The following is a 24,849-nucleotide window of genomic DNA, read 5'->3' on the forward strand; positions in this document are numbered from 1 at the left end:
AATTGCAGATACGGCCTCATTCCAGATCCGATCGTGAACCAGCACTATGCCCGTATACTATGGAGGAGTTAAAGGGGTTCAAAATTGTTTTTTGATACAAAGCCCTCGTCATCGATTGAATAGCCGTCAGGGGGCCCCCCTTCCCAGGTCAACTGAGGTAACATGTTGCGCAATACGTTTCGGTGTTCTTCAATGACCTGGGTATGGGCTTTTCTATAAGCAATGTTTTCCCATTCATCCGGGTCATTTTCGTGATCGTAAAGTTCTTCAAGGTTGATTTCCGGATAGTAGATATACCGGTACCTCATGCTTCTTACTGCATGACCGCTGACCCCGGGCTTTTGGGCATTGCCAAATTTGTAACTGGTAATAACCGGCGATGTCTCAGCTCCAGGATCCTTGAGTTGAGGGAGCAGGCTATTGCCATCCAGATGTGGGAGAAGGTCAAATCCACTGAGGTCGACCAGAGTGGGATACAGGTCCATCAAACTCACCGGTTGATCGCAATGTGCCCCTCCCAGCTCCATTCCAGGGACAGCTATGAGCAAGGGTACCCGTGTGGACCGTTCCCAAAGCGTGAATTTTTCAATATTATCCTTCTCTCCCATGTGCATGCCATGGTCGGACCATAAAACAACTATCGTGTTATCAGCATGTTCGGATTTTTCCAGTGCATCCAGCAATCTTCCCACCATGGCATCGGAGAAGGTGATGGAGGCGGCGTAGGATTGGATGATTTTTTCCCATTGCTTGTTGTCCAGCACCCATTCCATGATCCAACGACGACCATGGTCAAAAGCATCCTCAAGGTCATCCTTTTTACGTTCCGGCAAAACAATGTTTTCCAGGGGATACATGTCAAAATATTTTTGAGGAACTTCCCAGGGGTCATGTGGTTTCCACATGCCTGCAGCCAGGAAAAAGGGTTTCTCGTGATCCTGACCAAGTTGGTAACTTACCCAATCTGCCACATGGTAATCGGCCATTTTTTCGTCCGGAACAGGAATGGCTCCCCATGTCCACCATCCATCGGCACCGCCGCCGGGTCTGTTTTCGTTGTCCACCTCCTCGGGATAAATGACGTCTTTGGGGGCACGGATTTGGAAGGGATGGGAAATATACGGACTGGGATAGTAAAAATCCCAGTTAGCCGGTTCTACCTGGCTGGTAGGAGCCCAGGGTGGTGCCTGGCTGTGATAAATTTTGCCTGCGCCCAGTGTTTTATAGCCGTTTTTTTTGAAAAATTGCTCCAGGGTTGGTACCTCTTTTAATGCATCAAATTCCCTCCATTTTGGCCCATCTCCCCAGTACACGTTTTGCGTTCCGGAACGGGCATGATGTATACCTGTAAGTATCGCTGCCCTTGTTGGTGCACAGGCAGGGGCCGGAGTATGGGCATTGGTGAATACCATGGATGATGCAGCCAGACGATCGATATTGGGTGTATGGATTTTCATCCCGGCATGTCCCGATAAAAATCCGGCCCAGTCATTCATGTCATCCACAGCTATGAATAAAATATTTGGTTTCCCTTCTGTATTTTTTTGTGGAGCCTTGCAGTTATTGAATAGCAGCAGCGATGTGGCTGCCAAAAAGGGTAAGCAGTTTCGATAGAGCTTTCTCATGGTTGTTTTCTTCGTTTGCTCATTCACCCAATGTATCATTATCGATAAGTGTCAGTACGCAAGGGAAGGACAGTTCTGCATCTCCCTTTGGTGAAAGCGTATTGTAAATTGCCGAAAGGGATCTTTTAAATGTCTTTTCGGCAATGATTTCACCCTGGTATTTCACGGTGATGGGGGCGTCCAAATCCAACATGTCATCGTTGATGTAAATTTTCAGTATGCTGCTGTAATTGGAAAGGACGTTTATCTCATTCCGCGACCTGCTGTATGTTGCAATAACTTCCCCGCCAGTTTCAATTAAATCTTCCGGAACACCCAGCCAATAAAAATCCGGGTGATGTCTGTCATCTTGTTTCCAGACAATTTTTTCTGGAATGGGATTGCGTTTGTGGGTTGACATCCAGGATAATGCGGCTGCATCTTCCAATTCCATCCAATGGCCCTTTCCTTCATGAAGTACTACCTGGTGGACATAGGTACCAGGGGCATTGTTTTCCAGGCTGTCCAGCATGGTTTTCCATTCCTTAGCTTTAAGATTTCTGTCATAAGCAGCATCCAATGCACCCATGTGTAGCGCAAAAGGTGTGTTTTTCAGGCTCAGGGGTGAGGTTTCATTGGGGTGTCCGGCCATCATGGATGCTGCCGCCCATCTGTCTGCCATTCGGGGTGCCAGTTGAAAGACACCATCACCGCCTGCAGAATACCCCAGTAAATAAACTTTATTGGGGTTAACATTTTCCAATGCCACAGAAAGCCGGATTAGGAGGGTGAAAAAATCATCAATGTGATTTTCATGCCATAAATTCCAGGTATTGGTAGGGGCTCTGGGTGCCAGGTAGATGCCCTCCAGGCTACTCATGGCCTGATCGTACAGGTGCTTTTGATTTTCGTACTGTTGGTCGTTGTTTTCAGGCCGGGTATTGCCTCCACCGTGCAGTGATATAAACAAACTTCTACCGGCTGTTGGCTCCTCGCCAAATTTCTGGTAAAAGAAAGGCATTTTCATTCCCTTGTAACTTATTTCACGAGACGCCCACTGTTGCCCATAGTCCTTAATGAGTTGGCGCTGCTTGTCCTCAAAAAGAATGGTTGTGAAATTTTCTGCTTCATTCTTTGTCAAAGGCCTTTTTGAGAATTCAAGATTTCCCAAGGGCTCCCTTTCGGAAACTGGTTTAGCCAACCAATTTTCCAGGCCTTTACGAATTTCATCAGAAGTTGCTTCACTCCCACTGCAACCGAATAGTGTAGATGCAATAACTATTGTAAGGATAGGGATAAGCTTCATTCAAAAGTTTTGATTAGTGGTTGAGTAATAAGTAAAATTAAAAGTAGGCCAAAAGACCCAATTATTCAAAGTTTCCCTGTCGTTTTTTGTCAATTCTTGTTAACGTAAAAGTAGCGGATGGTGCAGGCCTTGCCAGTACTTTTTTCGTCTTTGGTGCTTGCAATTCGGATTTCCAATAAATGCTTTTTTTCGGGTAATTCAGAGGCCAGGGTATAATACCAGGGCAGGTGTAGTCCCGCACTCCACCTGGTGAAAAGCCGTAGTGTTTTCCATTCTTTTTTGTCGATTCGGTATTCGATATCTCCTGCGTCTTTGCCGGCCGCAACGGCAATACCCACTGCAGATCCATTAAACTTAAATTTCATTGTGCTGCCGGGTATATCGCTCCGCAACATGGGTACATTTACGTAGTTGGGCCGGGTACCGGAGCCGTCTTCAGGATTCCATGATGGATCGATGTGCCATCCCTTGTCGAATTTGGCAGCCTCAACATCTACTAAACTCCCCCTGTCGTATGAATAGGTGTCGATTTTCTCGGGGAGTATGCGGGAGGATACCTTATTATCGGCATCAAGGGGACTTGAAAACGCATTGGAAAGAAAGTGGTTGATGGAGTTGGCATAAATACCCTGACCGAAAGGGGATGGGTGAAGGTCCCTGAAATCGTCTTCCCAGGTAAATTCCCCATTTGCTATCCTATCGGCAACTTCTTTTGCCAGGTTGATCGTTGGGATGTGATAATGCTCAGCTACTTTTGTGTGATTTGCAATCACTTCTGGCTCTATTCCTTTGGAATAGCTTTCTATTTTATCAGGGTCTGCAAAATGCATGATTACAATCGCTGCATCCGGGTTGGCCATTAAGGTATGCCGTACAATTCCTTCCATGGCCCGGATTTGCTCCAGGGAGGTTCTTCCATTTGATGCGTCATTGACGGCCCCTTCTTCGAAAAGTAAATCTATTTTTCCTTTTGATAGTACATCCCGCACAAGCCTGAAGGCGGCCGGGGTGGTACCCATGGAAGGAATTCCCGCCTCGATAAATTCGAATTCAGTTTCCGGAAAACGCTTTTGGAGGTAGAGAGAAACACTGTCCCGCCATCCTGGATTATGGGTGATCGAGCCACCCAAAAATGCTACTTTCCCCTTTTTATCCCGTTCAAACTTGATTTGAGCATTTTTAAGGCCGTCCCGCTTGGTGTGGTAATTGGCAGCATCTAGCGGAAGGTGCTCAAGTGCGTGGCAGGTTAAAAAATCGGCCACGGTTTTCGGAGTTTCAATGGTGAAATGATGTCCTTCTAGTGCTTGTTCTCCCCGGGTACAGGTAACCACATGAACATTACCACCCAGATCAATGTATTTTGTAATTAAGGGCAAGGTATTTTCAGCTACCGAATCTCCCTCACTTTGCGCAAACCCGTCTTGTAGTGCAAAGCTCAATAGTAATAACAGGATTACCCCTAAGTGTTTATTCATTATCTTTATTTTCATTGGTAACTAACGCTATTACATTAATTGGTGCAGGCAATTCGCAAAATGGAGGGACAGAATTGGCTAAAAATATGCCTCTTTCTGTTCAAACTAGCGGGGAATCACATGAAATCAAGCATGACGAGAAAGTCACAAAGGGGGATGATTATCTCTGCCAGATTCTCCCGAAGCTCTTGACGGGCTAATTCTATTTTTACAAACCTATTTCAATGCGTCCCATTCTTCTTTTGTTGCCGCACTTTTTTGATATTCCATCATCATTTTCCAGGTACCTTCTTTTACCAATAGCCCATCAAAATGGATGTAATAGCCATTCTTTTCTCCGTCCAATTCATAGGAATAGTAAAAGATACCGCTTTCAAATGCAGTGCTGGGATCACCCAGCCGTTTGTTGAATTTGAATGCTACTGAAGATTTCCTTTGTCCCGACCTGGTATCAACAAAATCTTTTTTCCATCCTGCAAGGGCCGTGGCAATGGGATAGGCTTTGTTGCTAATACCTGAAACCAGGGTTGCTTTCTCATGAAAAGTACCTGCGTAACCTTCAAAATCTCCTTCTTCAATCGTGCGTGAAACTTCTTTCCAGAACTCGTTTAGTTCGGCCAATCGATCATTATCCCTGCTGTCATTATTTTGCTAATACCCTTTAAGAGAACAAAGAAAAAGAAGGGCAAGTAGGTAGGTTTTTATATTCATAATTGATATAGCATTAAACTTGTTACCGAATCATTTGAAGCATTTCCAAATTTTATTTCAGGGAAGTGGAACAGTAAGGCCAAATTGCAACTTGCACTTTATTTACCATGTAACACTCCTTCAATCTAGTATTTCTTTTATATTTTTGAAAGATTTTTTTTGCAAGGGGGATAAATTGCTATTCGCTTCAGAACCCCTTACCGGAAACCATCTGCCAGAGCAACCCTACTTCGCTTGGGGATTTACATTTTATAGATCAAACGTTCGATTTGAGAAGTTTTGCTTTCAATGCCCCATCCACAAAAAGTAACAAACCTTTTCCCAGGTTATATGTTGTGCTGTTCCTATCCCAAATTGTTTAAGCAGAAACCAATATAATCCGATACGTACCGCGGGTCCCTCATTCGTATATTATGATGCGCGGCCGGACAATTTATCGTATTGTTTTTCCCGACCAGGGAGCCTTGGGTAAGAATTCGGTTATCACAAAACCATCCTCCGTATGTTTTATGTGTTTCCGATAGGTCCACCACCGGAAGGAATACGTTTCTTCAATATCTTTATCCGGAACTTCGATAAGTGGGATATGCTCTGCCAGGAATAAAAAGGCCGAATCATTGGGGACATGCTGAATATAAAGCTCATTGTCCATCTGATTGAAGTTTTCGATATAGTGTCGAAAATGACTACTACCTATTGGATCAGCGACTTTGTGATTCATGTTTCCTGCTGGAATCAACGTCAGAACATACTTAATAACAAAGGCAAACAGTAATGTAGCTGTAAAATTTATCATGGTTCCGGCAAGAAAAAAACCAGCATTATCATTTATGTCTTTTTGTCTTGCTAAATTTTTTGCTACGAAAATTAACGCAAGCCCTGTCACCTCGCCGGCCAATACAAATGTTATTATTATTATGTTCTCACATTTACCAATTATATAACCATCTCTAATAATCCTCTCATCCTTTTGATCTACATTTCCATCATTATCTACATCAATCTTTTCTTTTCCTTTTAGAATTATTCTTTTTATCAACAAGTTCGTAGCAATAAACGTTATGAAATATCCGATAACTATTACTACTCCTTGAGTCAAGGTGCTGTTTGCCCTAATGAATGGTAGTATCGATTCCATGTAGTATTTGTGTCAGGTTATTTTCAGCTTCCCGGACCAATTTGATTTTGGATGCGTTTAAAATCTTCGAAATGTACTGCTGTGAAACCTCCAACTTTTCGGCAAGATCCTTTTGCGTAATAGGTAAGCCCTGATGCTTATAAACTGCCCATTCTATTTCGCTCCAGTCATTGCGAATGGATAAGATTAGATTAAGGATAGTGTTAACAGTAAGGGTCTTTAATTCATTTTGTAGATCAGACAAGAAAAAAGAAGCGCTTTTTTTTAAATTGTCCAACAGACCTTGACTTTTCCAAAGCGCAGGCCCTTCTAAATTTAGAAAATTTTTTGTTTCCAATCCAAAAGAAATTTCATCTTCAATCAATACTACTCGCGATTTATGGTATTTATGGTGTTCTTGAATTGCTAATAGAATGTCAATTGCAGATTCTACACTATTGCAAATACCTCCAAAGCTATCTCCGGAATATATTGTGATGGGAATTTTTATCGATGAATGGAATTCATTGTTAATTTTTTTAATCAATTGGTGAAAATACTTCCATTCTTCAGGGTTAAAGCGCTTTCGTGATTTAATCACATCCCCGATAAGGACTATTTCTGTACGTTTCATACAACAAATATAGTTGTAAAATTAAATACTTCCAAATAGGTTGTAAAATAAATATACTTCTATTGTAGTAGTATGGGCCTGCAGTATAGGGTCTGCTCAATGCGATTTTAAGTACCAATTGCTCCGATTTCATATATGCTCCTATGTTTGATTTGATACGTTGGCCAGTACCGTAAAATTCACCTGGTAAATTCCGTATTGGGGCTTATTCCTTTTTTAAACATGATGGCAAGCAGCAACATTGCCAGTGGGGCCGTGATTCCCCAGGGCAAAACGAGTAGCAGTAGTTTTTCGGAAAAGGTAGGATAGAAGTACACGAAGGCAATTAATGGTGTCACCAGTGCATGGGCTAAGAAGGAAATCCGAACCCATTTTTGGATACCTGTTTTACCAAAAACAGGGACAGCAAACAATGTAGCCAAGCCCATACAGATGTAACCAATGGCGTCATAATTCCAAAACATGGAATGGGGCGTTTGACTAAGAATTTTTATTTCATCTTCTGCTCCTTCAAGTGTCATGGGAATAACTGTAGCCAGTTGAACGACATAGTTGGCCGTAACAAAGACGACATAGATAACCGTGAAGATAAGGGCAGCATGACTCCATATTTTTTTAGCTATTGGCGTTGCATGGTACAGGGCAAGCATTTCAAACAAAAAAGGGATAACGATGGCAAGGGAAAATCCATAGATCAAAATCTCATCATAAGGATAAGAAAGGAGCCTTAAGAGCTGTAAGGTCTGTACCAATACAAAGGCAACACTGGAACCAAAGGCAATAATTCCTGCCCAAAAACCTATTTTATTTACTGTCTGGTCCATAACTATAATTGAGTGTAAGCGCAGTCTAAATGGGCAGAGAGCCAATCCCCCTTATACATCGGAGATGGGTTCTCGATAGGATGCTGGTTGGTTTTTTTAACCACAGTACTTTAGAATACCTTCACGATTCCTATGCCAAGAGAGATATAGTTGAGATCTGTGCCAAATGTCGATCCATTGAGCCTGACATCCCGTGAAAGGGCGCGATACCTAAGGCCAGGTTGTGCACGCCATTTTTCGCTGATCGGAATGGATACCCCTGCTTCGACCTGCCAACCAAACCCGTGTCCTGAATCGGCAATGATATCCCCATCACTGTTTTCAAGTTCGATATGATTTGCTAATCCACCTGCTCGAAGCAGCAGGCTCAGGTTAGAGGTGGAGATGGGGTGGATAAACTGAAGACCGTAGGTATATCCCGTTTCTTCAAAATCGGTATTGGCGCCTGCAAAAGATTGATCAGCGCCGAATCGGTTCCAGCTCCACCCTCCATAAACGCTAAGGTGAGGCAAAAAGCTATAAGCTAAAGACCCTTCAAAGCCATAGCCTGTTTTTAAATCTGCATCACCCAATTTTTGGGTTGGCAAATTTACTCCGGGACGAAATTCTAAACTCCAACGATCCTGAGCTTGTACTACCATTGAGGATAGCAACAGCGTTATTGCCAACGCTCCAACAAAGAGGTTGTGAGCCGCTGAGAAATTTGTTAATGTTTTCATGGTTTGTCATGCTCTGTTTGACAGTTCAAAGCATGGCAAAGAAACGTAATATATTAATAATAATAACTGACCTTGGTCATTTAGTTACATGATTTAAAACACTCATTATTAGTTATTTAAATAGTTTATGGGGATCCGAAATATAAACCTGGTTCCTTCTTCCTCGTTGCTTTTTACTTTGACCTCCCCGCCGTGGGCATGGGCTACTTCTTTTACAAAAGCCAATCCGATACCCCAGCCCCGGCTGCCATCTTCAATTTTGTAATAGCGATTAAAAATATGCTCCATTTCAGCTGCTGGTATGGTTCTGCCCTGGTTGATTACCGAAATCGCCAACTCATCGTTTTTTGCAGAACAATGCACCTCTATGGGTGCATTTGCACCGTGTTTGATGGCATTGTTCATCAGGTTATTGAACGCCCGGCGAAACAAACCAATATCCAAGGCCGCTTCCAGGTCTGAATTTGCGCATTGAATATCAATTCGATTCCGGTAAGCCAGTTTGTATACAGCTACTTCGTTCTCTATCTCTTCCATGATCTTCACCAGTTCTTTGCGTACAGGGAGTTTTTCTGTAGGGTTTACTTCACTTACATCCAGAAAGTTTTTAATAAGTGACTCCGCCTGTTCAGTACAGGTCTTCAGCATTTTTAAAATTTTTGCCGTTTCATTTACATCCGGACCTTCTTCCAACAGTGAAATGCAGCCCTTGATATTGATCAGCGGATTATTTAAATCATGGGTGATCGAGCGGATGAATTGCTCCCGGTTATCGTCCTGCAACTGCATGGCATCGGCTTTTTGTTCTGCCACAGAACGGGCATTGACCTGCACCCCCTGCTTGATTCGATAAAATGCTTCTGCTGCTTCTTCAATGGACAGGTCTATTGCATACATGATCAGGTTACGATCGCGGGGATGGACCCCATCGTATCCATCGGTTACATTAAAGATTTCGTGTTTTAAAAGATTATATTCCCTGATGATGTGTTTGAGGGAATAGATTTGAAAGCGGGATCGGTCAAGGGCGTGTTCCTGACTATTGAAAACAATTTCTTTGTTATCGGTACTTTCCAGCAAGTCTATCAAGGCCTCAAGCCAGTCAGGAACACTGTTCTCAATAGCCGCCTTGTCGTGACGTTTTACCTCCGGTATTTCCTCATATAGCCGTTCTTTCCAGCGCTTTAGAATTAGATCCTTGTGCCTCCGAATTGCTTCCGATATAGTCATATTACATTACTTCTTTTAATGTAAAATAATTAATTATCAATAAAATGCAAGCCATATCAGAATTCCGGCAGTGGCGTTGATATCTGAACGGTTTATTCCTCCGGGGCCTGGTATGAGGAATGCAAATTGAAAAATAGTCCATGAGGCACCGAATAGGAGGCCTGTTAAAATGTCCTTTTTCACATTCACCAACCGAAGACCGATATAGCCAAAGTCTTTCTTTAATATTTTTAAAAAAGCACATATCAAGGCGATATTTGAAAAAAATTGAATTAAAGCAATGAATAATAAGTTAATTTCAATCTTTCCACCATCAATTTTAGTAACTCCAAAGAATACATCTGGAATAATGAAAAGAGCATAGCCAATAATGATCGTTAAAATGAATGCGAGAATCGTCTTTGCTTTGCCGGGTTTTTTCTGCTTTGTTTCTTATTATGGAAAGGGCATCATTTTATGGATATTTGATTTGGCTTAAATCCTTTTACCAATAGCCAAATTGCTAATACTATTTCCAATAAGGCCGTGGGGAAGGCTAATGCAATATAGGTAGGAGTAATAATGTCTATGATACCAAACATAAGCAGAATGCTTGCAAAAATACCGCTCAACACAGTGGCGAAAAGTCCCCATATAGACAACCACCTGGGGACAAGTTTTGATTGATACAAAATAGAATAAAACATTATGTTGCCAACGCTCAGAATTAAGGGCATGGCCACATGGTTTATTAAATCACGGCCTGATCGTATTAAATTATCTAAAGTTTGAAAATGCGATATGTCGGGGCTACCTGCTTTTACAAATTCCTGACCTAATTCCAATAGCAAAAGTATGCTCAACCAGCCAATAAAAATGAATACGACAGAAATTATTCTAAAAAGCAGAAAGCCAATCGTCAGACCATTGTTGAATTTTTTAAATAATGAGTATAAAATAATAGGGATACCTGCATAAATGAGCGCTAATATAAACTGCAGGAAAGCTCTTATTAATATTGGTTTTGCATTGATAGAAATATTTCCAAGATTACCTGGATCATCAATTACCGGATCTATACTAAGGATGCCTGCAGCTATGTTAAGCATTAATAATACACCAACAATAATTGATTTTTTTCTGATTAGATCCATGCCGTTTTTGTTTATTATATATATCACAAAAATAGAATGGTCTAATTTTCAACGCATTGACTTTAGTTAAGAAATAAATTATTTGTTCATAAGCCTTCTTTTAATTCGGCTAAGTGACTCTGGTTTAACACTTAAGTAACTGGCTATTTGGTGTTGTGGAACTCTTTGGATTAAATCTGGCCTTCGTTTTACCAGGTTTAAATATCGTTCTTCCGGAGTGGACATTTTATAATCAGCAAATGATTCTTGTTGCTGAGCCATTATTTTCTGACCAATAATCCTGGATAGCATCCCTAATTCCGGGAATTTTTGAAATGTTTCACTTTCCAGCTCAGGGTTGCCAACACTTACGATTGTTTCTTCTACACATTCCAGATAATGACCTGATGGGATAATCGTATCATAGTTTAAAGGAATAACAGCCTCATCTTCTGTGTAGAACTCAATGGTTTTTTCGTCACCATCTTTAAGGTAGTAACTTCTTATGCATCCTTTAATGATAAAGTAGCACTCATTGGAAGTACTTCCTTCCTTGAGCAGAATGTCCCCTTTTGTGAAACATTGGATAAAGGTGCTTTCAGCAATAGCCTTCTCCAATTCTTTGGTAATCACAGTATATTTTGAAAGGTATTGTAAAATTTTGTCTTTCATGATTTGCATTTTTCTGTCTTTTAGGTAGCTCTTTTCTTATCTTCCGACAAGGTTTGGTAACTGGATTCAGCTTGGATCCGGCGGGGACTTAGGGAGCCGTACGCTCCCTGTCCTGAACGGATATTTTATGAGCCATTTGTGTTGGAACGGTCAAGTATAAGCGTAGTGCGGGATTAGAATCACTTTGCTTTCAGTTTGCCAATATGTTAATTAATAAGATTTGTTTGAATTAAGCATTTTTGCCCGCATTTACGTTTATACAATGTTGGCGATTCGTTGTTTATTTTTTTCGTTTGTAATGCAACTGTATTAATCCTGTATCAAATGTTTTTGCAGTCACAAATTCAAGTAGTAGTTCAGGTCGTCCATCTTTAAATAGACTTGTTCCATTACCTAATAATATAGGAACGATAGAAATAATAAACTCATCAACCAAGTCATTTTTTAAAAGTTCGTTTATTATTTCCGCACCACCGTCACAATAAATATTTTTTCCGTTTTCTGATTTTAATTGTTTAACCAAATCGTTTAAGCTTCCAGTATAAAAGGTTGTCCTGCCAACTTGCGGTCTTTGAGTTCTAGTAACGACATAAACGTCCCTTTGTCCATTGTCGTAATGAGATGAACCGATTTCTTTAAGCACGTAGTCATAGGTTTTTCTACCAATAATCAAGGTGTCTATTGTGTCTGTAAATTTTGCATAACCATAGTCTTCACCTTCCTTTTCTACAAGTTTCAAGAAATTGAGGTCGTTATTAGGCTTTGCAATGTAGCCGTCCAAACTTGATGCAATGAAGAGTGATATTTTTCGCATTTGTTTTAATTTTAATGTTTCTACAAGGTTAAAAAATTGGTTAAATTGCCTTTTTACAATAGGTTCTTAAGAATCATTTTTCATTTTAGACAGTAATTAATTGTACTTTAAAAAATATTTTAGATCAGCCATTTTCAAATTCGGATGGTTGAAATATAGACCCAGATAATTAAGAGTATTTGCATAGGAATTCTAAACCAAAGATAACTTAGACCAGGGCCATCAAAACTTGCTTTTTGAATGTCAATATTCTCAATGGCAGCCTTTATGTTAGCCGGAAGTATGAGCATAAAGAAAATTATCAAAATCCATGCTGAGTAGACTCTTGTACTGGGAAAGAGTAATCCAATTCCTAAAATAATTTCCATAAGGCCGGTTAGGTATACCACTTCAGTTTTGAATGGGATAAAATCAGGGATCATCATTTCCATGCCTTTAGTAAATGCAAAATGTCCAATAGCTGTAAAAATGAGCATTACACACATGGCAATTCGGCCAGCTAATGGTAGATTGTAATGATGTGTCAAGAACTTTATAACGAAAACAGTAATCGTAAAAACGATCAGTAGGATAAATAATGGTTTCATAGCCTTTTTGTTTTTTTACAAAACTCAGGCAAATACGAGTGTCATGCAATGAACCTGGGTTAAGAAATCCGCTTCCGAATTCTACTTAGCGCTTGAGGTGTAATGCCAATATAGGAAGCAATATATTTGAGTGGAATTTGTTGTATCAAATGGGGTTGTTCCGTAAATAATTTGAGGTAACGCTGTTCGGCTGTTTCATTTAGCAATGACAATTCACGTTTTGCCTTTTTCAGATAGAGGTTTTCACTTGCAAACCGCCCAATTTTATCTCCCACCTCAGTTTCATCATAAATTTTTTGTAAATCCTGATACGTCAAACTCCAAAGTATCGTATCGGTTAGGGTTTCTAATTGGTAAGTTGATGGGGTTTGCGTCAAAAAAGAATCATATGCGCTCACAAAATTATCAGCAAAAACAAAACCGAAAGTCAGGTCGTCAAATTCTTTTGGAATGCAAAATCGAATTGCTCCTTCTTGAATGAACGAGAGGTGGTTTTCCTTTTCGCCCACTTTCAACAATGTGGTTTTCTTGGGAAACGCCCTTCGGGTAAGTCTGGAAGAGAATACCTCCCAGTCTTTATCGGTTTGCCTAACTATTTTATCAAAATGTTTTCTGATTTGTTCCATTTAACATGTAGATGCCATTAAAACCAAAGATTCAGAATAATGATCGCCAACGGTTTGTATATGAAAAGTAGGCGATTTCGAAGCACAGAACTTTCGGTTAAGTACCAAGTTTGATGCAAATGCAAACCCAACCCCTTGGTTTCATTACTGTTTCGCCTATTTTTTATATACATTGTTGGCATTTCGTTATTTTTTTTCGCCCTCAATTAATTCCGTTTCTAAATATGTTGTTTCGACTTTATCAAAACTCCATTTTTGGATTGCAAAATCTACTATTCTCTTATGTCGTTTTTCGATTGACTCTGTTTTCCAAAAAACTGCTTCATTTTCAGAAGTTGCAAAATCTTTAACCTCCGCTTGTTGATTTAAAAGAGGATTTGCTTTGTATGAGTCAAGTTTATCTTTAAATGCCTTATTTCCAATTGAAGCATTATGTGAGCCTGATATTAACATTAAATTCCCCAAGCTGTTTAAGTACTTTGATACGAAATCTTCAGAATACTCACGGTCTTCGTTCAGGTCGTATCCTGTTGCTATTGGCTCTCCATCTGTTGGTGTTTGCGGTGAAATATGCTCTATTTGTTCATTCTCTAGGCTAAAGTTTTTAATACTATACCCTTTATTCTGAATTGAATTTTCATACTCCCAAAGCAAATAGTTCAAAACCTTGTTTCCATACATTCCACCATTCAGATAGTTTTTTGTGTTTGTGTCGCTCCAATACCAAGATTCATTCAATTTGCTTTTAATCTCTTGTTTTAGGTTTATTAAATCCCCTTTAAAATTGAGAAGAATTGAATTTAAACGCTCTTGAATATTGGCTCTGCTATTTATCAATCTTGCACGAAAGGTTAAAACTTCAAGTATGTTAAACAGTGTATTCAGTTTCGTGCTATCATCTCCAAAGTATTTATATCCTCTAATTACAAAAGGGGAGATAAAGGCAGGGGCATTTATTTTAGAAAGTTTTTTTGCATAAAAATTATCTGAGTTTTCAAACTTTTTCATATTTGAGAAGGAAGTATGAAGCTCAGAAATGTATTTTTTAATCCAATCTATCTTGTCTTCTGATTTCTTAAAAACTTCTTTAACATCTTCTAATGTCCTGTAATTATAGCCTTTGATATAAGCGTTATTGTGATAGATTAGTACACTATCTTCGTTAAGTTTTTTAAAATCATTGATTATTAAATAAATCAGCTTGAAAATATTTGATACATTTTCAATATTTGATTCTGTTTGTTCAGGGTCGCTGTAAACGTACATTTGATACATAAAGTAAGATTTGATTTTTTCCATATTTGTCAAATCTTTACCTCTGTTATTCTCCAATTCAAACATTAACGCAGAATCCTTTTTTCCCTCTAGTTCGATAATTGTTAGGTCAGTCGTTTCAATTTTTGTAAGAACTCGTAGCAAAATATCTGTGTTCAACCTTTCCAATTCCGTGACAAAAAAGGTTTTTGCCTCTTTTATTCTTACTTGCGAAGGAGTATTTGTTTCAAATTTCTTTTGATTGTCAATAATTAATGAATCAAAGCAAGCCCTATCATATTCGACTGGGCGCAATTTTATATTCCCACCGTTTTTAAGGAATATGTTTTCTTTAGTTTGAAAGTCGAAATCTTCGAGCTCTTTTTCTCGCTTTTTCAATACGTTCAGAATTGAGCGTATGAAAATGGTCAAAGTGGTTAATCTCTGTTGTCCGTCAATAATTTCATACTTAACATCTTTCTTGACAGTTTCTAAAAGGATATTTCCATAGAAGTAGTTATTCTCTCCTTCAATTTGTTCCAACAAGTCGTTAAGAAAAGTTTGCCACTGGTCTTTCTCCCAAGAGTAAGCTCTTTGATATACTGGTATTTCAAATGATTTTTGTGAGCTATCAAAAAGTCCTAAAGTTGTTTTCCTGTAAAAGTCCATATTTTATTCGTGTCGTTTTTATAATGAATGCCAACGGTTATGGCTAAGAAACGTGCGGGTTTTGGAACACGTATCTGTCAACCGAGAACCAAGTTTATTTTATGCATTGCTTTTCATTTTAACTCGTCAGCCCGTATGTTTTCTTAGCCGATGTTGTAGCCAGTGCTTTCTTTATTTTCCAAGTTTTAATATTCGTACTGCTCCTTGAATTACCAAAACGAAAACTATTGTTCCAATAATCAGGTCAGGTTTATTTGAATTTAGCCAATTGACCAAAAGTCCAGCTGTAATAACCCCTAAATTGATAATTACGTCATTTGAGGTGAAAATCATACTTGCTTTCATATGAGCCTCTTCTTTGCTTTTTGATTTTTGAAGTAAATACAAGCAAATTCCGTTTGCAATTAATGCTAAAATTGAAACGAAAATCATTGTTGTAAAATCGGGAAGTCTTTCCGCTCCGAAAAATCGTCTTAATACTTCTGCAAATCCAATAACCGCAAGAGTAATCTGAAAATATCCTGCAATTTTTGCAATCCGTTTTTTTCTTACTAGGGTTCCTCCAACTGCAAAAAGACTAATTCCATAAACGAACGAGTCGGCAAGCATATCCAAGCTGTCGGCAACCAGTCCCATTGATTTGGAAATAAGTCCAGTCGTCATTTCGATTACGAAAAAAGCAAAGTTGATGACAAGAACTGTCCAAAGAAGTTTTTTCTGATTTGAATTCTCTTTAAACTCTGTTTGGTCAGTTTTCTCAGTTGTTAGTTTTTGTCCGCCTAAATTCAGTTCGAGAATTGATTTTTCGATTTGGTCAATTTGTCCGCTGTGGAAAATGGTTAGTCTTCTGTTGGAAATGTCAAAGTCTAAATTTTTGATACTTGAAATTCCATCCAATTTCATTCGGATTAGGTTTTCTTCCGAAGGACAGTCCATCTTGGTAATTTCAAATGTTGTTTTTTCCATTCACGTTTTCGTTTTTTTGCATTGGCTACAACGGTTTGGCTATGGTGCGTGTCCCGCAGGGCATGCACTATAGCTTTTGTTGTGTGTCGTTTTTATCAATAGTTCCAACTTTTATATTCTTCATTTTTGTTTTTCATATCTTCATAGAGCCAAACCATTCTGTCTAAATACCAGCTTTTTCCTAAATAAGCCAATGCGATTCCAAAGCACGCTCCCCATATTGAATATTCAACTGTTGCCCAAATAGATAATGCCATCCCTGATGAAGAGACAAGATTTAATATTTTGTGGATAGGCTTGTCATGAATTTCAGGAATAGGGATATTATCTCTATTTAAGAAGACCCTTTCCCCCATAACAGACTTTGACGCCCAATTTTTCGTAGATCTTGGAGGATTGAAAAATACAGGATTGAAAAACATCCAAAGAAGCGATAACAAACCTGGAATTAAACACCACCATCCAATCCAAATTCTGCTCCAAAATGCGAAAACTATTAGTGGCAAAACGGAGTATCTAGTCCATACGCTCCAAGGATTTGAATGTTTCATCCAGTTTTCATGTGTCAAATTAAAGGCCTTAGCCACTTTTCTTTCTAATGTCATAATCTTATTGTTACATTTGATTGTTTGCTTTTTCTTCCCATTTATTTCTCAACAATGGAATTTCATTTTCTAAAAATTCATAATAATTCAAAATCTTAGTTAGGTTTTTTTTCTTTAGACTGTTATCATTCAAGTCGAATGAAAGTCCTGTTTCAAGGATCATTTTGAATTGAGTCACCGAGTTCACTTTTGAGTCTAAAATACTTTCAAGACTATTTAATGACATCTTGTAATAGGATTTTCTATCTCCGGATATCATATGTTTCACAATCATTCCTTGTTTAAGTAATAGGTTTATGTTTCCGCTGATCGACCCTTTACTGGCCTTTAATGACTTTTGTATGTCTTCAAATGAATTATTGTCGGAGTCTGATGAAATTAGATAGCCTAAAATACGTCCAGCCATTTTAGGAAGTCCATATTGTTCGTAAAACAATCCTACTTGTTCAATATAATTCTCTTTCTCTGTCATTTAACTATTATTAATATGACAAAAGTATATAAAGTTCAGTAATTAGTGAACTAAATGAATATATTTTTCAAAGTATATTGAAATGATGCGTGAGACTAATCGTAGAATGTTTGTAGTATGGTTATGACACACAACGGTTCTGGCTAAGAAACGTGCGGCTTTCAAACCGTAAACTTCATCGCCAAGATGAATTTGGTTTGAAAGATAATATGTGAATGTTTACCGTTCACGGAGCATGTTTTCTTAGGCTATGTTAGGTGCAGGCTTTTTTCTTTTTTGTTCTTTCAGACCCAAGAATGAACATCGAGAGGTCATACTTATGTTGAAGTTTTCCATTTACAATCTTGCTAGTGCTTAATCTGCCTATAAACGGTTGTTGTTCGTTGATACCACGCGTGATCGTAAACAGACCCTTTGTTGTGTCTAGGAGGGTGATTAAGCTGTCCTGCGCTTCAGTGAAGTAGTAGTCAAGAAAATAAGCGTTGTTTTCCTTGGCGTGAACGTAAATGGAATGGTTAATTGAATCTCCCACGGTGTCTATTGTATATCGATAATAGAAGCTGGAAGTGTAGTTTGTGTCACCAGTTTCTGTAAAGATAATTCTTTGTTGAGGTTCGGTGTCCCAACTGCCAATTTTACCATCACTCTTTTTGCGTACAAACCCATATTTCAAGATTTCCTTTAACCTTCCTGTGCTATCGTAAAAGTTATGTTGGTGAATTGGTAAGGTGTCTTTAACAAGTGAGTCTTTGTCAAACTCAAACTCTTTTGTAGTAAACGAACCGGTTGAAATCAGATTTCCTGATTTGTCGAAGGAATCGCAACATAAGTACTTCTTTTCTCCAAAATCGTAAACGGTACATTCTTGTCTACTCTGATTGCTCTTGGTCTGACATGAACAGACCATTATCGCGCATAATGTTATCATCAGGAAAAGAATGTGCTTCATAGATGGGTTTTCATTTTAGCTTGCACCTAACTTGTATATCTGTTTACCAAAGGTGTATATATCTAACAATCCCTTGTTAGATCTGTATACCTTTATTTACTTTTATTATAGGTCATCGAAGGGGGATTTGATTCTCCTGATACTGTTGTCGGTTACGTGTGTATAGATTTCGGTCGTCCTGCTACTCCTGTGGCCGAGAATCTCTTGGATATACCGAAGATCGGTGCCGTTTTCCAGCAAGTGAGTAGCATAACTATGTCTAAGCCAATGTAAGGTAACCGGTTTTTTAATCCCAATTTTTGCTATTGCAGACTTTAATACTTTTTGCAAGCTTCCCTCACTGTACCTGGAGCCTGACTTTTTTCCTTCAAATAAATAAACCATTGGTTGCTCAAATTTGTAATACTCTCTCAACAAATCTACGGTTTTTGCCGATAAAGGTACCACCCGGTCCTTTTTACCCTTGGACTGTCGAACGATGAGTAAGCCTCTGTTGGAATCCACATCAGTGATTTTTAAATTCAATAATTCACTTCTCCTTAGTCCACAGGCATAAATCAGCGACAGCATGGTTCGGTGCTTCAGGTTTTTGTGAGCACGCAAAATCCTTTTTATTTCTTCCTTAGCCAATACATTTGGCAACAATTTAGGTTTCTTAGGCCTGTCTATAATCTCAAGATTTAGTTTCTTATGTTGCCTGATGCTGAAATACAGCTTGACAGCATTGATGAACTGACTTTGATAACTCGCAGAAAAACCCTTCCGGATAATGTAGTGGGTGGTGAAATAGGCGAGATCTTCATTCTCTATTTCGCTTATCTCTTTGTTGTCTAAAAAACTAAAAAATAATATCAATGCTCCTGAATAGGTTTTGATGGTGCTTTCTGCATAGCGCTTATTCCTCATCCATTCTATAAAAATTTGTATTTCTGTTTCTGTTTTAACATCCAGTTTGATGGTATTAGGAAATTCCCTCGCAATGTCGATTTTTTTAAGTTGGGAATAATCCAGCCAGACCTTACCCCGGAAAAATTGAACCAGCTCGTCCAATTGCTCATCCCTGTAAGGCACCCACCAGGCCTTGTGCTTTCTGGACCACTGGCATTCCGGGTAGGTCTTTACCAGCTCCTTTAAAGCAAAATCATAGGGAAATTCCAGGCAGATGACCGGCAATCCCTCAAAAACAGCGTTTTTTAACACTATGGTTTTCATTTGTTTAAAAAATTTAAAAACAAGATAGTGGAATATATTAAACTATAAAATAAAAATCAGTTGAAATGCAGGCAAGCAGTACCTGGAAGCATACGTCCACTGGCAACAATTCCCTCGATGGTTGTACAAGCGGGGCCACGCTAACCTGACACAGCCTCCTGCCCAGGCACTATTCGAAACATGACCTTGCCAAATCATGTCCCTTAGGAGAAAGGCTGCCTGCCTACAAAGAGCATTATCTGATCATTTTTTATCCGGAACATAGGTTTTTTCTCCGGGGCTTTCATAAAATTCAGATTTTTATCAGAATCTTATTGTAACTTACTAGTGCTTTAATAGATCGGTTTTGGATATGTGTATGATTAAATTTCTATCCCTGGCCTGAAAATGAAAATCACGGCCGGATTGACAGCGACGCAAGGTTTGCGCACCTGTCTGTTTGTAGGCTTGTCCTGCATCTTTTTATTTGTCAATGCTTGCCAGCAGGATGCTGAAAAAACTCGCTCGGCTGGTCCTGCTGCGGAATTTGACCCGCAGGAGAGTACCTACATCTGCTGGAGCCCACAATTCCAGGAAATTTCCCTCAGACTTATTGAGGAAATATCCAGGAACGATCATGTCACTTTATTCTACAATCAGCGCAATCACGATGTAGAATCACTGCAAGATTTATTTCAACAGCGGCAAATCAATACAGACAACCTTACTTTTACCTCCTTTGACTTGGAGAACGACAATATCTGGATCAGGGATTATGGACCCATACTCCTGCAGGATGAGCAGGGACAGCAGGAAATGGTGACGTTTCATTATCCCCATGAAGAAAACCTGGAATACAATCTTTTCAGCGAACAGTATGCTACAAAAATGCAGATCCCTTTTTTGAAAAGTAGCTTGTTCAGCGCCGGTGGAGGTCGGGAGATCAATGGGCGGGGAACCATCATTTTGATCGAAGGGCATGAAAAATACATCAACCCGGGTCTTAGCCTGGAAGAGATTGAGAAAGAATACAAGCAACGGCTGAACCAAAAAAATGTCATCTGGCTCAAAAGGGGTATTCCGCAGGACGATTTGTTTGATCATGGACCCGTGATCGACAATATTTATGGCAATGGCGTTCATTGGCATGTGGATGAATTCTGCCGGTTTGCCGATGCTCAAACCATCCTGCTGGCGCAGGTAGACCCGGCAGATCTTTCGTTGGATCCTTTCTACCGGGTGGTGCATGAAAGGTTGGAAGAAAGCTATCAAATCCTCAAGGATGCCAGGGATCAGGATGGAAAGCCTTTTAAGATCATCAGGATACCCCAGGCACCTATCATTTTTGATCAGGGACAATACAAGGGCCAGCCGATTTATTATACCCCCGTTACCAGCTATTTGAATTTTGTATTAACCAATAATTTAGTGGTGATTCCCGCCTATTACAATGCGGGAGATCCTGATTTAATCCGGCAAAAAGATGAACAGGCCAGAAAGGCTTTTCAGGAAGTTTTTAAAAGCAGAAGAGTGGTGATGATGCAAGCCACCGAACTGAACTACAGTGGAGGTGGGCTGCACTGTATCACCATGCATCAACCCAAAGTCAAAAAAAAACCAAATTCAGGCTAAAGATTTATAATGGTCTCAAAAGATTTTTGGGTTAAACCGGTATTTTGAATTACGCAGCATCATCCAAATTGTTTCTTTTGTGACTTGCTTGTACATCGTCCTTCCTAAAAAGCAAGGGTATGTTTGATTCTTCCTTTATGGGCGACGTCCACCTGAGCACCGATCAAAGCATGCACAAGCATTTTTCCGTGTTAATGGTTTAGAAGGCAATTGTAAAGCTTTAAATGTAAGCGTGAAAGGCAACATGATTATATTCAAAACCGGGAGGCATGTCACCATCCCTGTTGGGAAAACTTATGGGAGTGTACCAGTACAGGAGAAGCCCGTTGCCCAGTCTTTTCGTAAACAAATGGATCGGTCGGGTCTTTCCCGGAATTTCATTTGGGAATACGTAGAATTTTGGTTTGTCAGGTGTTTTGAAATTTTGAGGAGTCGTTTTGCTGGTCGAATAGTAATAAATGGGTACGGTCTGTCCGTGGATATCCCGGGTGTCCATAATGTATTCGTAGACGGGTACGGTACCTGTTTCCGCAAATTTGAAGACATAAAACGATCCCCAAAGTCCCGTCGGGTAGGGGACACCGATTTGAAAAATCGTTTCCTCCTGATGGCTTAGATAAGTTGCCTTCTGGCTATTGTTGAGTATGCGTACGGCTTTCCTTCGATCAACAGGCGCACTTATGGTGGGTACGCCACTCAATGAATAGAGGCCAGAACCCTCCAGAAATGTGTATCCACCTGAGATCGATAATCCAAGATCGTAGCCGCCCGCTACACCAACCGTAAAGGAGGGGCCTGAAAATGTAAATACGAAGGACACATTTATCCCAACTATTCCGACTACATCTAATTCTCCTCCCCAGAACCAGCCTCCGGCATCCTTGGCTTCGAACCAGTTTATGGACACTGAAGCACCTGAAGATCCGCCCAGGTCCATGCCTACAGATGCTCCCAAACTTGAAGATCCAGTGTATATGGCTACTCCGGCGTTTGGCTTGTTTTCGTTCAGGTCAAAAGTTATGCTTTGGACAAAACTACCTGCAAGGATCAATCCGCCACCTCCACCAAAATTTAGTGAAATAGAGGTCGGAGGAGGTATTTCTTCAGAACGGGTGCGCCTGTTACTTCCCTGCGCAGGAACCGGTCTTGGATATACCGGGTTCCTTTCGTCCTTGAGCGCTTTTATCTCGGGTCTGTTTACGATTTCTGTAAGTAATTGGGCATTTTTAGCATTTATAAAATTCTTTCCGGCCATTGCTGCGCCCAATTCACGGACGATAGGGGAGGAAAGTAATGGCTGCAACAAATCGTGTGTTTGCTTTACCCCATCCGTATTGAGCATGTAAGATCGTCTGCGCCGTTCATGTACAGGGATCAGAAATCTGAAAATATTGTTTTCACCAATTTCTCTGGCATCTGTGGTAAAAGTCCATTTCTCTGCTCCTGCCGGAGCTGGCATCCCCCCGCTATTTGTAACCGAAATGTACCTGCCGTCCTTACTCCTTAAGCAAATTACATTTCTTTCTAAAAAATGAATACTGATATGGGTTTCACCCGGGTCTTCAACTAAAGTCACCTCTTCTGTCAGCTTGCCTACACGACCGATCTCTCCGGGCCGGGAATTGCTGCTTACTCCCACATAAAAGTTGCCTGCCGTTTTCAGCGCAAAGGATCCGGTCTGGTCCACAATTTCCAATTTAAATTTCTGGTTTTCCTCAGGCCCGGCGCTTCCTTCAAGTTGAAGCGGAAAGGCTTGTTGCTGAGCAGTTCCAGCATCCGCGGCAGCGAGTTTCCATTGAAATCTTTTGTTAAAAATGAGTCTGGCATCCGCATTTTGTGGTGAATTCATGACAATTGGTTTTCAAGTTAGATTGTAGGGGAAAAAACATATTCTAATCTAACCAATTCACCTGAATTAAAAAAATATTTTGAATAGGAGGAAAAAAACCAAATTGAATTTTTCGAAAAATTCAAATCCCCTGCCTCCAATTTCTTGTTTTGGCATTCAGCCCTTTTCTTTTCAGCCCAACCCTTTCCAGGGATTTGGCCTATTACTTAGGCTCCACCACCTCCAGGGTATAATTCAATTCCGAAGCAATAGCTTTTTCTTCCCTATCCAGCAAATGCAGTTTGCCTTCCTTGTCCTGCCGGAAACTTTTTATTGCCTTGCTGCTGTCATCCAGCAGGCGGATGGCCATAGCGCCTGGTTCACCTTCCAGGCCATATACCACTTCGTATAGTCCCGAACTTACAAATTCCCGGTCGCCTTCTTCAGTGCCCAGATAAGTTTCGGTCAGTTCATAGGACCTTTCCCTTTTTTCCGGGCTGTTTTCCAGTTTGAGTTGCGTGCGAATTCCTTCACAGTCCGCACAAGGGAGCAGGCCTTCGTAATACATCCAGGTAGAAGCACTGCTTTCCAATACAATTTCTTCCCTGCTGTCTGCCTCTTCCATGTCTTCTCCGCTGTACCGGCTCTCCTCTGTAGGGGCATCGCAGGAAAAGACCAATAGGATAATGGGTATCCAGTATTTCATATGCTTTTAATTGTTTTTAAGTGGCCACATGTCCGCCCGTATGACGCCAGTCGGACGGGGAATCTCGCATGGCATGGTTTATAATCATCCCACTGTGTGATGTTATCGTCATGCCTGTCTGCCTCAGGCAGGCTCGATTTCATAATCGGTTTATTTATTTTCCAGTAATTTAGGCAATTCCTCCAGCATATTTTCAATCATGGCCGGTAAGTCGTAATCCGGCTCCCAATGCCAATCCTCTCTTGCCTGCCGGTCATTGATGCTTTGGGGCCATCCTGCCGCTATTTCCTGTCGGTAATCCGGTGCATAACTGATGCTGAAACCGGGTACATGCTGCAGGATACCCTGGTATAATTCTTCAGGGGTAAAACTCAGTGCAGCAAGATTGTAACTGGACCTGACACCCAGCTTTTCCTTCGGCGCTTGCATCAGGGCCATTGTGGCTTTGATGGCATCCGGCATGTACATCATGGGCAGGCGGGTATCCTTTTCCAGGTAGGAACAAAAAGATTTGCCTGCCAGTGCCTGGTGAAAGATATCCACTGCATAATCGGTGGTTCCCCCTCCTGGAGGAGACTTGTATCCGATCAATCCCGGATACCTCAGGCTCCGCACATCCACACCAAAATGCTTGTAGTAATACTCACACCAGCGTTCTCCCGCCAGCTTAGAAATGCCATAAACGGTGTTGGGTTCTTTTACGGCATACTGAGAAGTATTTTTCTTTGGGCTGCGGGGCCCAAAGACAGCAATGGAAGAAGGCCAGAATATTTTGTCCAGCTTAAATTCCCTGCCCAATTCCAACAGTTGCAGCAAACTGTCCATGTTCAATTTCCAGGCAAAAAGGGGCTTTTGCTCAGCTGTGGCAGAAAGAGTGGCAGCCAGATGGTATACCTGGGTGGTTTTTTCCTTTTTGAGAAACTGCCTGACCTGCTCCCTGTTCAATACATCCAGTACCGCAAAGCGGCAGTAGGGAAATTTGCCGGCTGCTTCCGGGTTGATATCGGTTGCCAATACAGCATCCGGGCCATACACTTCACAAAGTTTCTGGGTCAATTCTGTGCCCAACTGACCGGCGGCACCGGTTACCAATAGTTTATCCATGCGGGTTTATTTTGATCTGCGCTATTTTGAGGTCCAATTTCA

Annotated in this window: 24 protein-coding genes; 1 reads left to right on the forward strand and 23 read right to left on the reverse strand. The window is 40.4% G+C overall.

Going from position 1 to position 24,849, the window contains the following annotated elements:
- Nucleotides 1-68: 68 nt before the first annotated feature.
- The 20 genes from G9Q97_RS12410 to xerA all read right to left on the reverse strand — a co-directional run bounded on the left by G9Q97_RS12410 (nt 69) and on the right by xerA (nt 19,558).
- On the reverse strand, nt 69-1,625 hold the full coding sequence (locus tag G9Q97_RS12410; RefSeq protein ID WP_166147322.1) for a sulfatase: 1,557 nt from the start codon (nt 1,623-1,625) through the stop codon (nt 69-71).
- A 19-nt stretch (nt 1,626-1,644) separates the two neighbouring features.
- Complete coding sequence (locus G9Q97_RS12415) at nt 1,645-2,910, reverse strand: alpha/beta hydrolase (RefSeq protein ID WP_166147324.1); 1,266 nt, start codon at nt 2,908-2,910, stop codon at nt 1,645-1,647.
- An 89-nt stretch (nt 2,911-2,999) separates the two neighbouring features.
- Nucleotides 3,000-4,385 carry an SGNH/GDSL hydrolase family protein gene (locus G9Q97_RS12420; protein ID WP_166147326.1) on the reverse strand — a complete coding sequence of 462 codons (1,386 nt, stop codon included), beginning with the start codon at nt 4,383-4,385 and terminating at the stop codon, nt 3,000-3,002.
- Between the two features lie 216 nt (nt 4,386-4,601).
- Entirely contained in the window at nt 4,602-5,006 is a 405-nt protein-coding gene (locus G9Q97_RS12425) for a hypothetical protein (protein WP_166147328.1), read from the reverse strand.
- A gap of 523 nt (nt 5,007-5,529) precedes the next feature.
- Complete coding sequence (locus G9Q97_RS12430) at nt 5,530-6,234, reverse strand: hypothetical protein (protein ID WP_166147329.1); 705 nt, start codon at nt 6,232-6,234, stop codon at nt 5,530-5,532.
- On the reverse strand, nt 6,209-6,847 hold the full coding sequence (locus G9Q97_RS12435) for a SatD family protein (RefSeq protein WP_166147331.1): 639 nt from the start codon (nt 6,845-6,847) through the stop codon (nt 6,209-6,211). Before G9Q97_RS12435 ends, G9Q97_RS12430 begins: the two co-directional genes overlap by 26 nt.
- A gap of 179 nt (nt 6,848-7,026) precedes the next feature.
- Nucleotides 7,027-7,671: a hypothetical protein gene (locus tag G9Q97_RS12440; protein WP_166147333.1), complete on the reverse strand. Its 645-nt coding sequence runs from the start codon at nt 7,669-7,671 to the stop codon at nt 7,027-7,029.
- Between the two features lie 110 nt (nt 7,672-7,781).
- The gene (locus tag G9Q97_RS12445) at nt 7,782-8,390 is read right to left on the reverse strand and encodes an outer membrane beta-barrel protein (RefSeq protein ID WP_166147335.1); all 609 of its coding nucleotides are present in this window, start codon (nt 8,388-8,390) and stop codon (nt 7,782-7,784) included.
- A 108-nt stretch (nt 8,391-8,498) separates the two neighbouring features.
- On the reverse strand, nt 8,499-9,620 hold the full coding sequence (locus G9Q97_RS12450; RefSeq protein WP_166147336.1) for a sensor histidine kinase: 1,122 nt from the start codon (nt 9,618-9,620) through the stop codon (nt 8,499-8,501).
- Between the two features lie 449 nt (nt 9,621-10,069).
- Complete coding sequence (locus tag G9Q97_RS12455) at nt 10,070-10,753, reverse strand: DUF4386 domain-containing protein (protein ID WP_166147338.1); 684 nt, start codon at nt 10,751-10,753, stop codon at nt 10,070-10,072.
- Between the two features lie 78 nt (nt 10,754-10,831).
- Nucleotides 10,832-11,404 carry a Crp/Fnr family transcriptional regulator gene (locus G9Q97_RS12460; protein ID WP_166147340.1) on the reverse strand — a complete coding sequence of 191 codons (573 nt, stop codon included), beginning with the start codon at nt 11,402-11,404 and terminating at the stop codon, nt 10,832-10,834.
- A gap of 280 nt (nt 11,405-11,684) precedes the next feature.
- The gene (locus G9Q97_RS12465) at nt 11,685-12,218 is read right to left on the reverse strand and encodes a dihydrofolate reductase family protein (RefSeq protein WP_166147342.1); all 534 of its coding nucleotides are present in this window, start codon (nt 12,216-12,218) and stop codon (nt 11,685-11,687) included.
- A gap of 134 nt (nt 12,219-12,352) precedes the next feature.
- Nucleotides 12,353-12,805, reverse strand: coding sequence for a DoxX family protein (locus tag G9Q97_RS12470; protein WP_166147343.1), 453 nt, complete (start codon nt 12,803-12,805; stop codon nt 12,353-12,355).
- Between the two features lie 59 nt (nt 12,806-12,864).
- Nucleotides 12,865-13,431: a Crp/Fnr family transcriptional regulator gene (locus G9Q97_RS12475; protein WP_166147345.1), complete on the reverse strand. Its 567-nt coding sequence runs from the start codon at nt 13,429-13,431 to the stop codon at nt 12,865-12,867.
- Nucleotides 13,432-13,617: 186 nt separating this feature from the next.
- Nucleotides 13,618-15,354 carry a DUF262 domain-containing protein gene (locus G9Q97_RS12480; protein ID WP_166147347.1) on the reverse strand — a complete coding sequence of 579 codons (1,737 nt, stop codon included), beginning with the start codon at nt 15,352-15,354 and terminating at the stop codon, nt 13,618-13,620.
- A 171-nt stretch (nt 15,355-15,525) separates the two neighbouring features.
- Nucleotides 15,526-16,320, reverse strand: a complete 795-nt coding sequence (locus G9Q97_RS12485; protein ID WP_166147349.1) for a cation transporter — start codon at nt 16,318-16,320, stop codon at nt 15,526-15,528.
- 95 nt (nt 16,321-16,415) lie between these two features.
- Nucleotides 16,416-16,925, reverse strand: a complete 510-nt coding sequence (locus G9Q97_RS12490; RefSeq protein WP_166147350.1) for a DUF6653 family protein — start codon at nt 16,923-16,925, stop codon at nt 16,416-16,418.
- Between the two features lie 10 nt (nt 16,926-16,935).
- A complete protein-coding gene (locus tag G9Q97_RS12495) occupies nt 16,936-17,397 on the reverse strand; it encodes a GbsR/MarR family transcriptional regulator (protein WP_166147352.1) in 462 nt (153 codons plus the stop codon).
- A gap of 253 nt (nt 17,398-17,650) precedes the next feature.
- On the reverse strand, nt 17,651-18,346 hold the full coding sequence (locus tag G9Q97_RS12500) for a hypothetical protein (protein ID WP_166147354.1): 696 nt from the start codon (nt 18,344-18,346) through the stop codon (nt 17,651-17,653).
- A 105-nt stretch (nt 18,347-18,451) separates the two neighbouring features.
- On the reverse strand, nt 18,452-19,558 hold the full coding sequence (gene xerA, locus G9Q97_RS12505) for a site-specific tyrosine recombinase/integron integrase (protein WP_166147355.1): 1,107 nt from the start codon (nt 19,556-19,558) through the stop codon (nt 18,452-18,454).
- Between the two features lie 387 nt (nt 19,559-19,945).
- Here xerA and G9Q97_RS12510 point away from each other — a divergent pair, with 387 nt between their 5' ends.
- On the forward strand, nt 19,946-21,169 hold the full coding sequence (locus G9Q97_RS12510; RefSeq protein WP_166147357.1) for an agmatine deiminase family protein: 1,224 nt from the start codon (nt 19,946-19,948) through the stop codon (nt 21,167-21,169).
- 220 nt (nt 21,170-21,389) lie between these two features.
- On the opposite strand, the gene G9Q97_RS12515 is transcribed toward G9Q97_RS12510, so the two are convergent.
- The 3 genes from G9Q97_RS12515 to G9Q97_RS12525 form a co-directional block, all read right to left on the reverse strand.
- Nucleotides 21,390-23,018: a fascin domain-containing protein gene (locus G9Q97_RS12515; RefSeq protein ID WP_166147359.1), complete on the reverse strand. Its 1,629-nt coding sequence runs from the start codon at nt 23,016-23,018 to the stop codon at nt 21,390-21,392.
- Between the two features lie 202 nt (nt 23,019-23,220).
- On the reverse strand, nt 23,221-23,703 hold the full coding sequence (locus G9Q97_RS12520) for a copper resistance protein NlpE N-terminal domain-containing protein (protein WP_166147360.1): 483 nt from the start codon (nt 23,701-23,703) through the stop codon (nt 23,221-23,223).
- Between the two features lie 150 nt (nt 23,704-23,853).
- A complete protein-coding gene (locus tag G9Q97_RS12525; RefSeq protein ID WP_166147362.1) occupies nt 23,854-24,807 on the reverse strand; it encodes an NAD-dependent epimerase/dehydratase family protein in 954 nt (317 codons plus the stop codon).
- Nucleotides 24,808-24,849 lie beyond the last annotated feature (42 nt).

The organism is Cyclobacterium plantarum, from assembly GCF_011290685.1.
GTDB classification, from domain to species: Bacteria; Bacteroidota; Bacteroidia; order Cytophagales; family Cyclobacteriaceae; genus Cyclobacterium; species Cyclobacterium plantarum.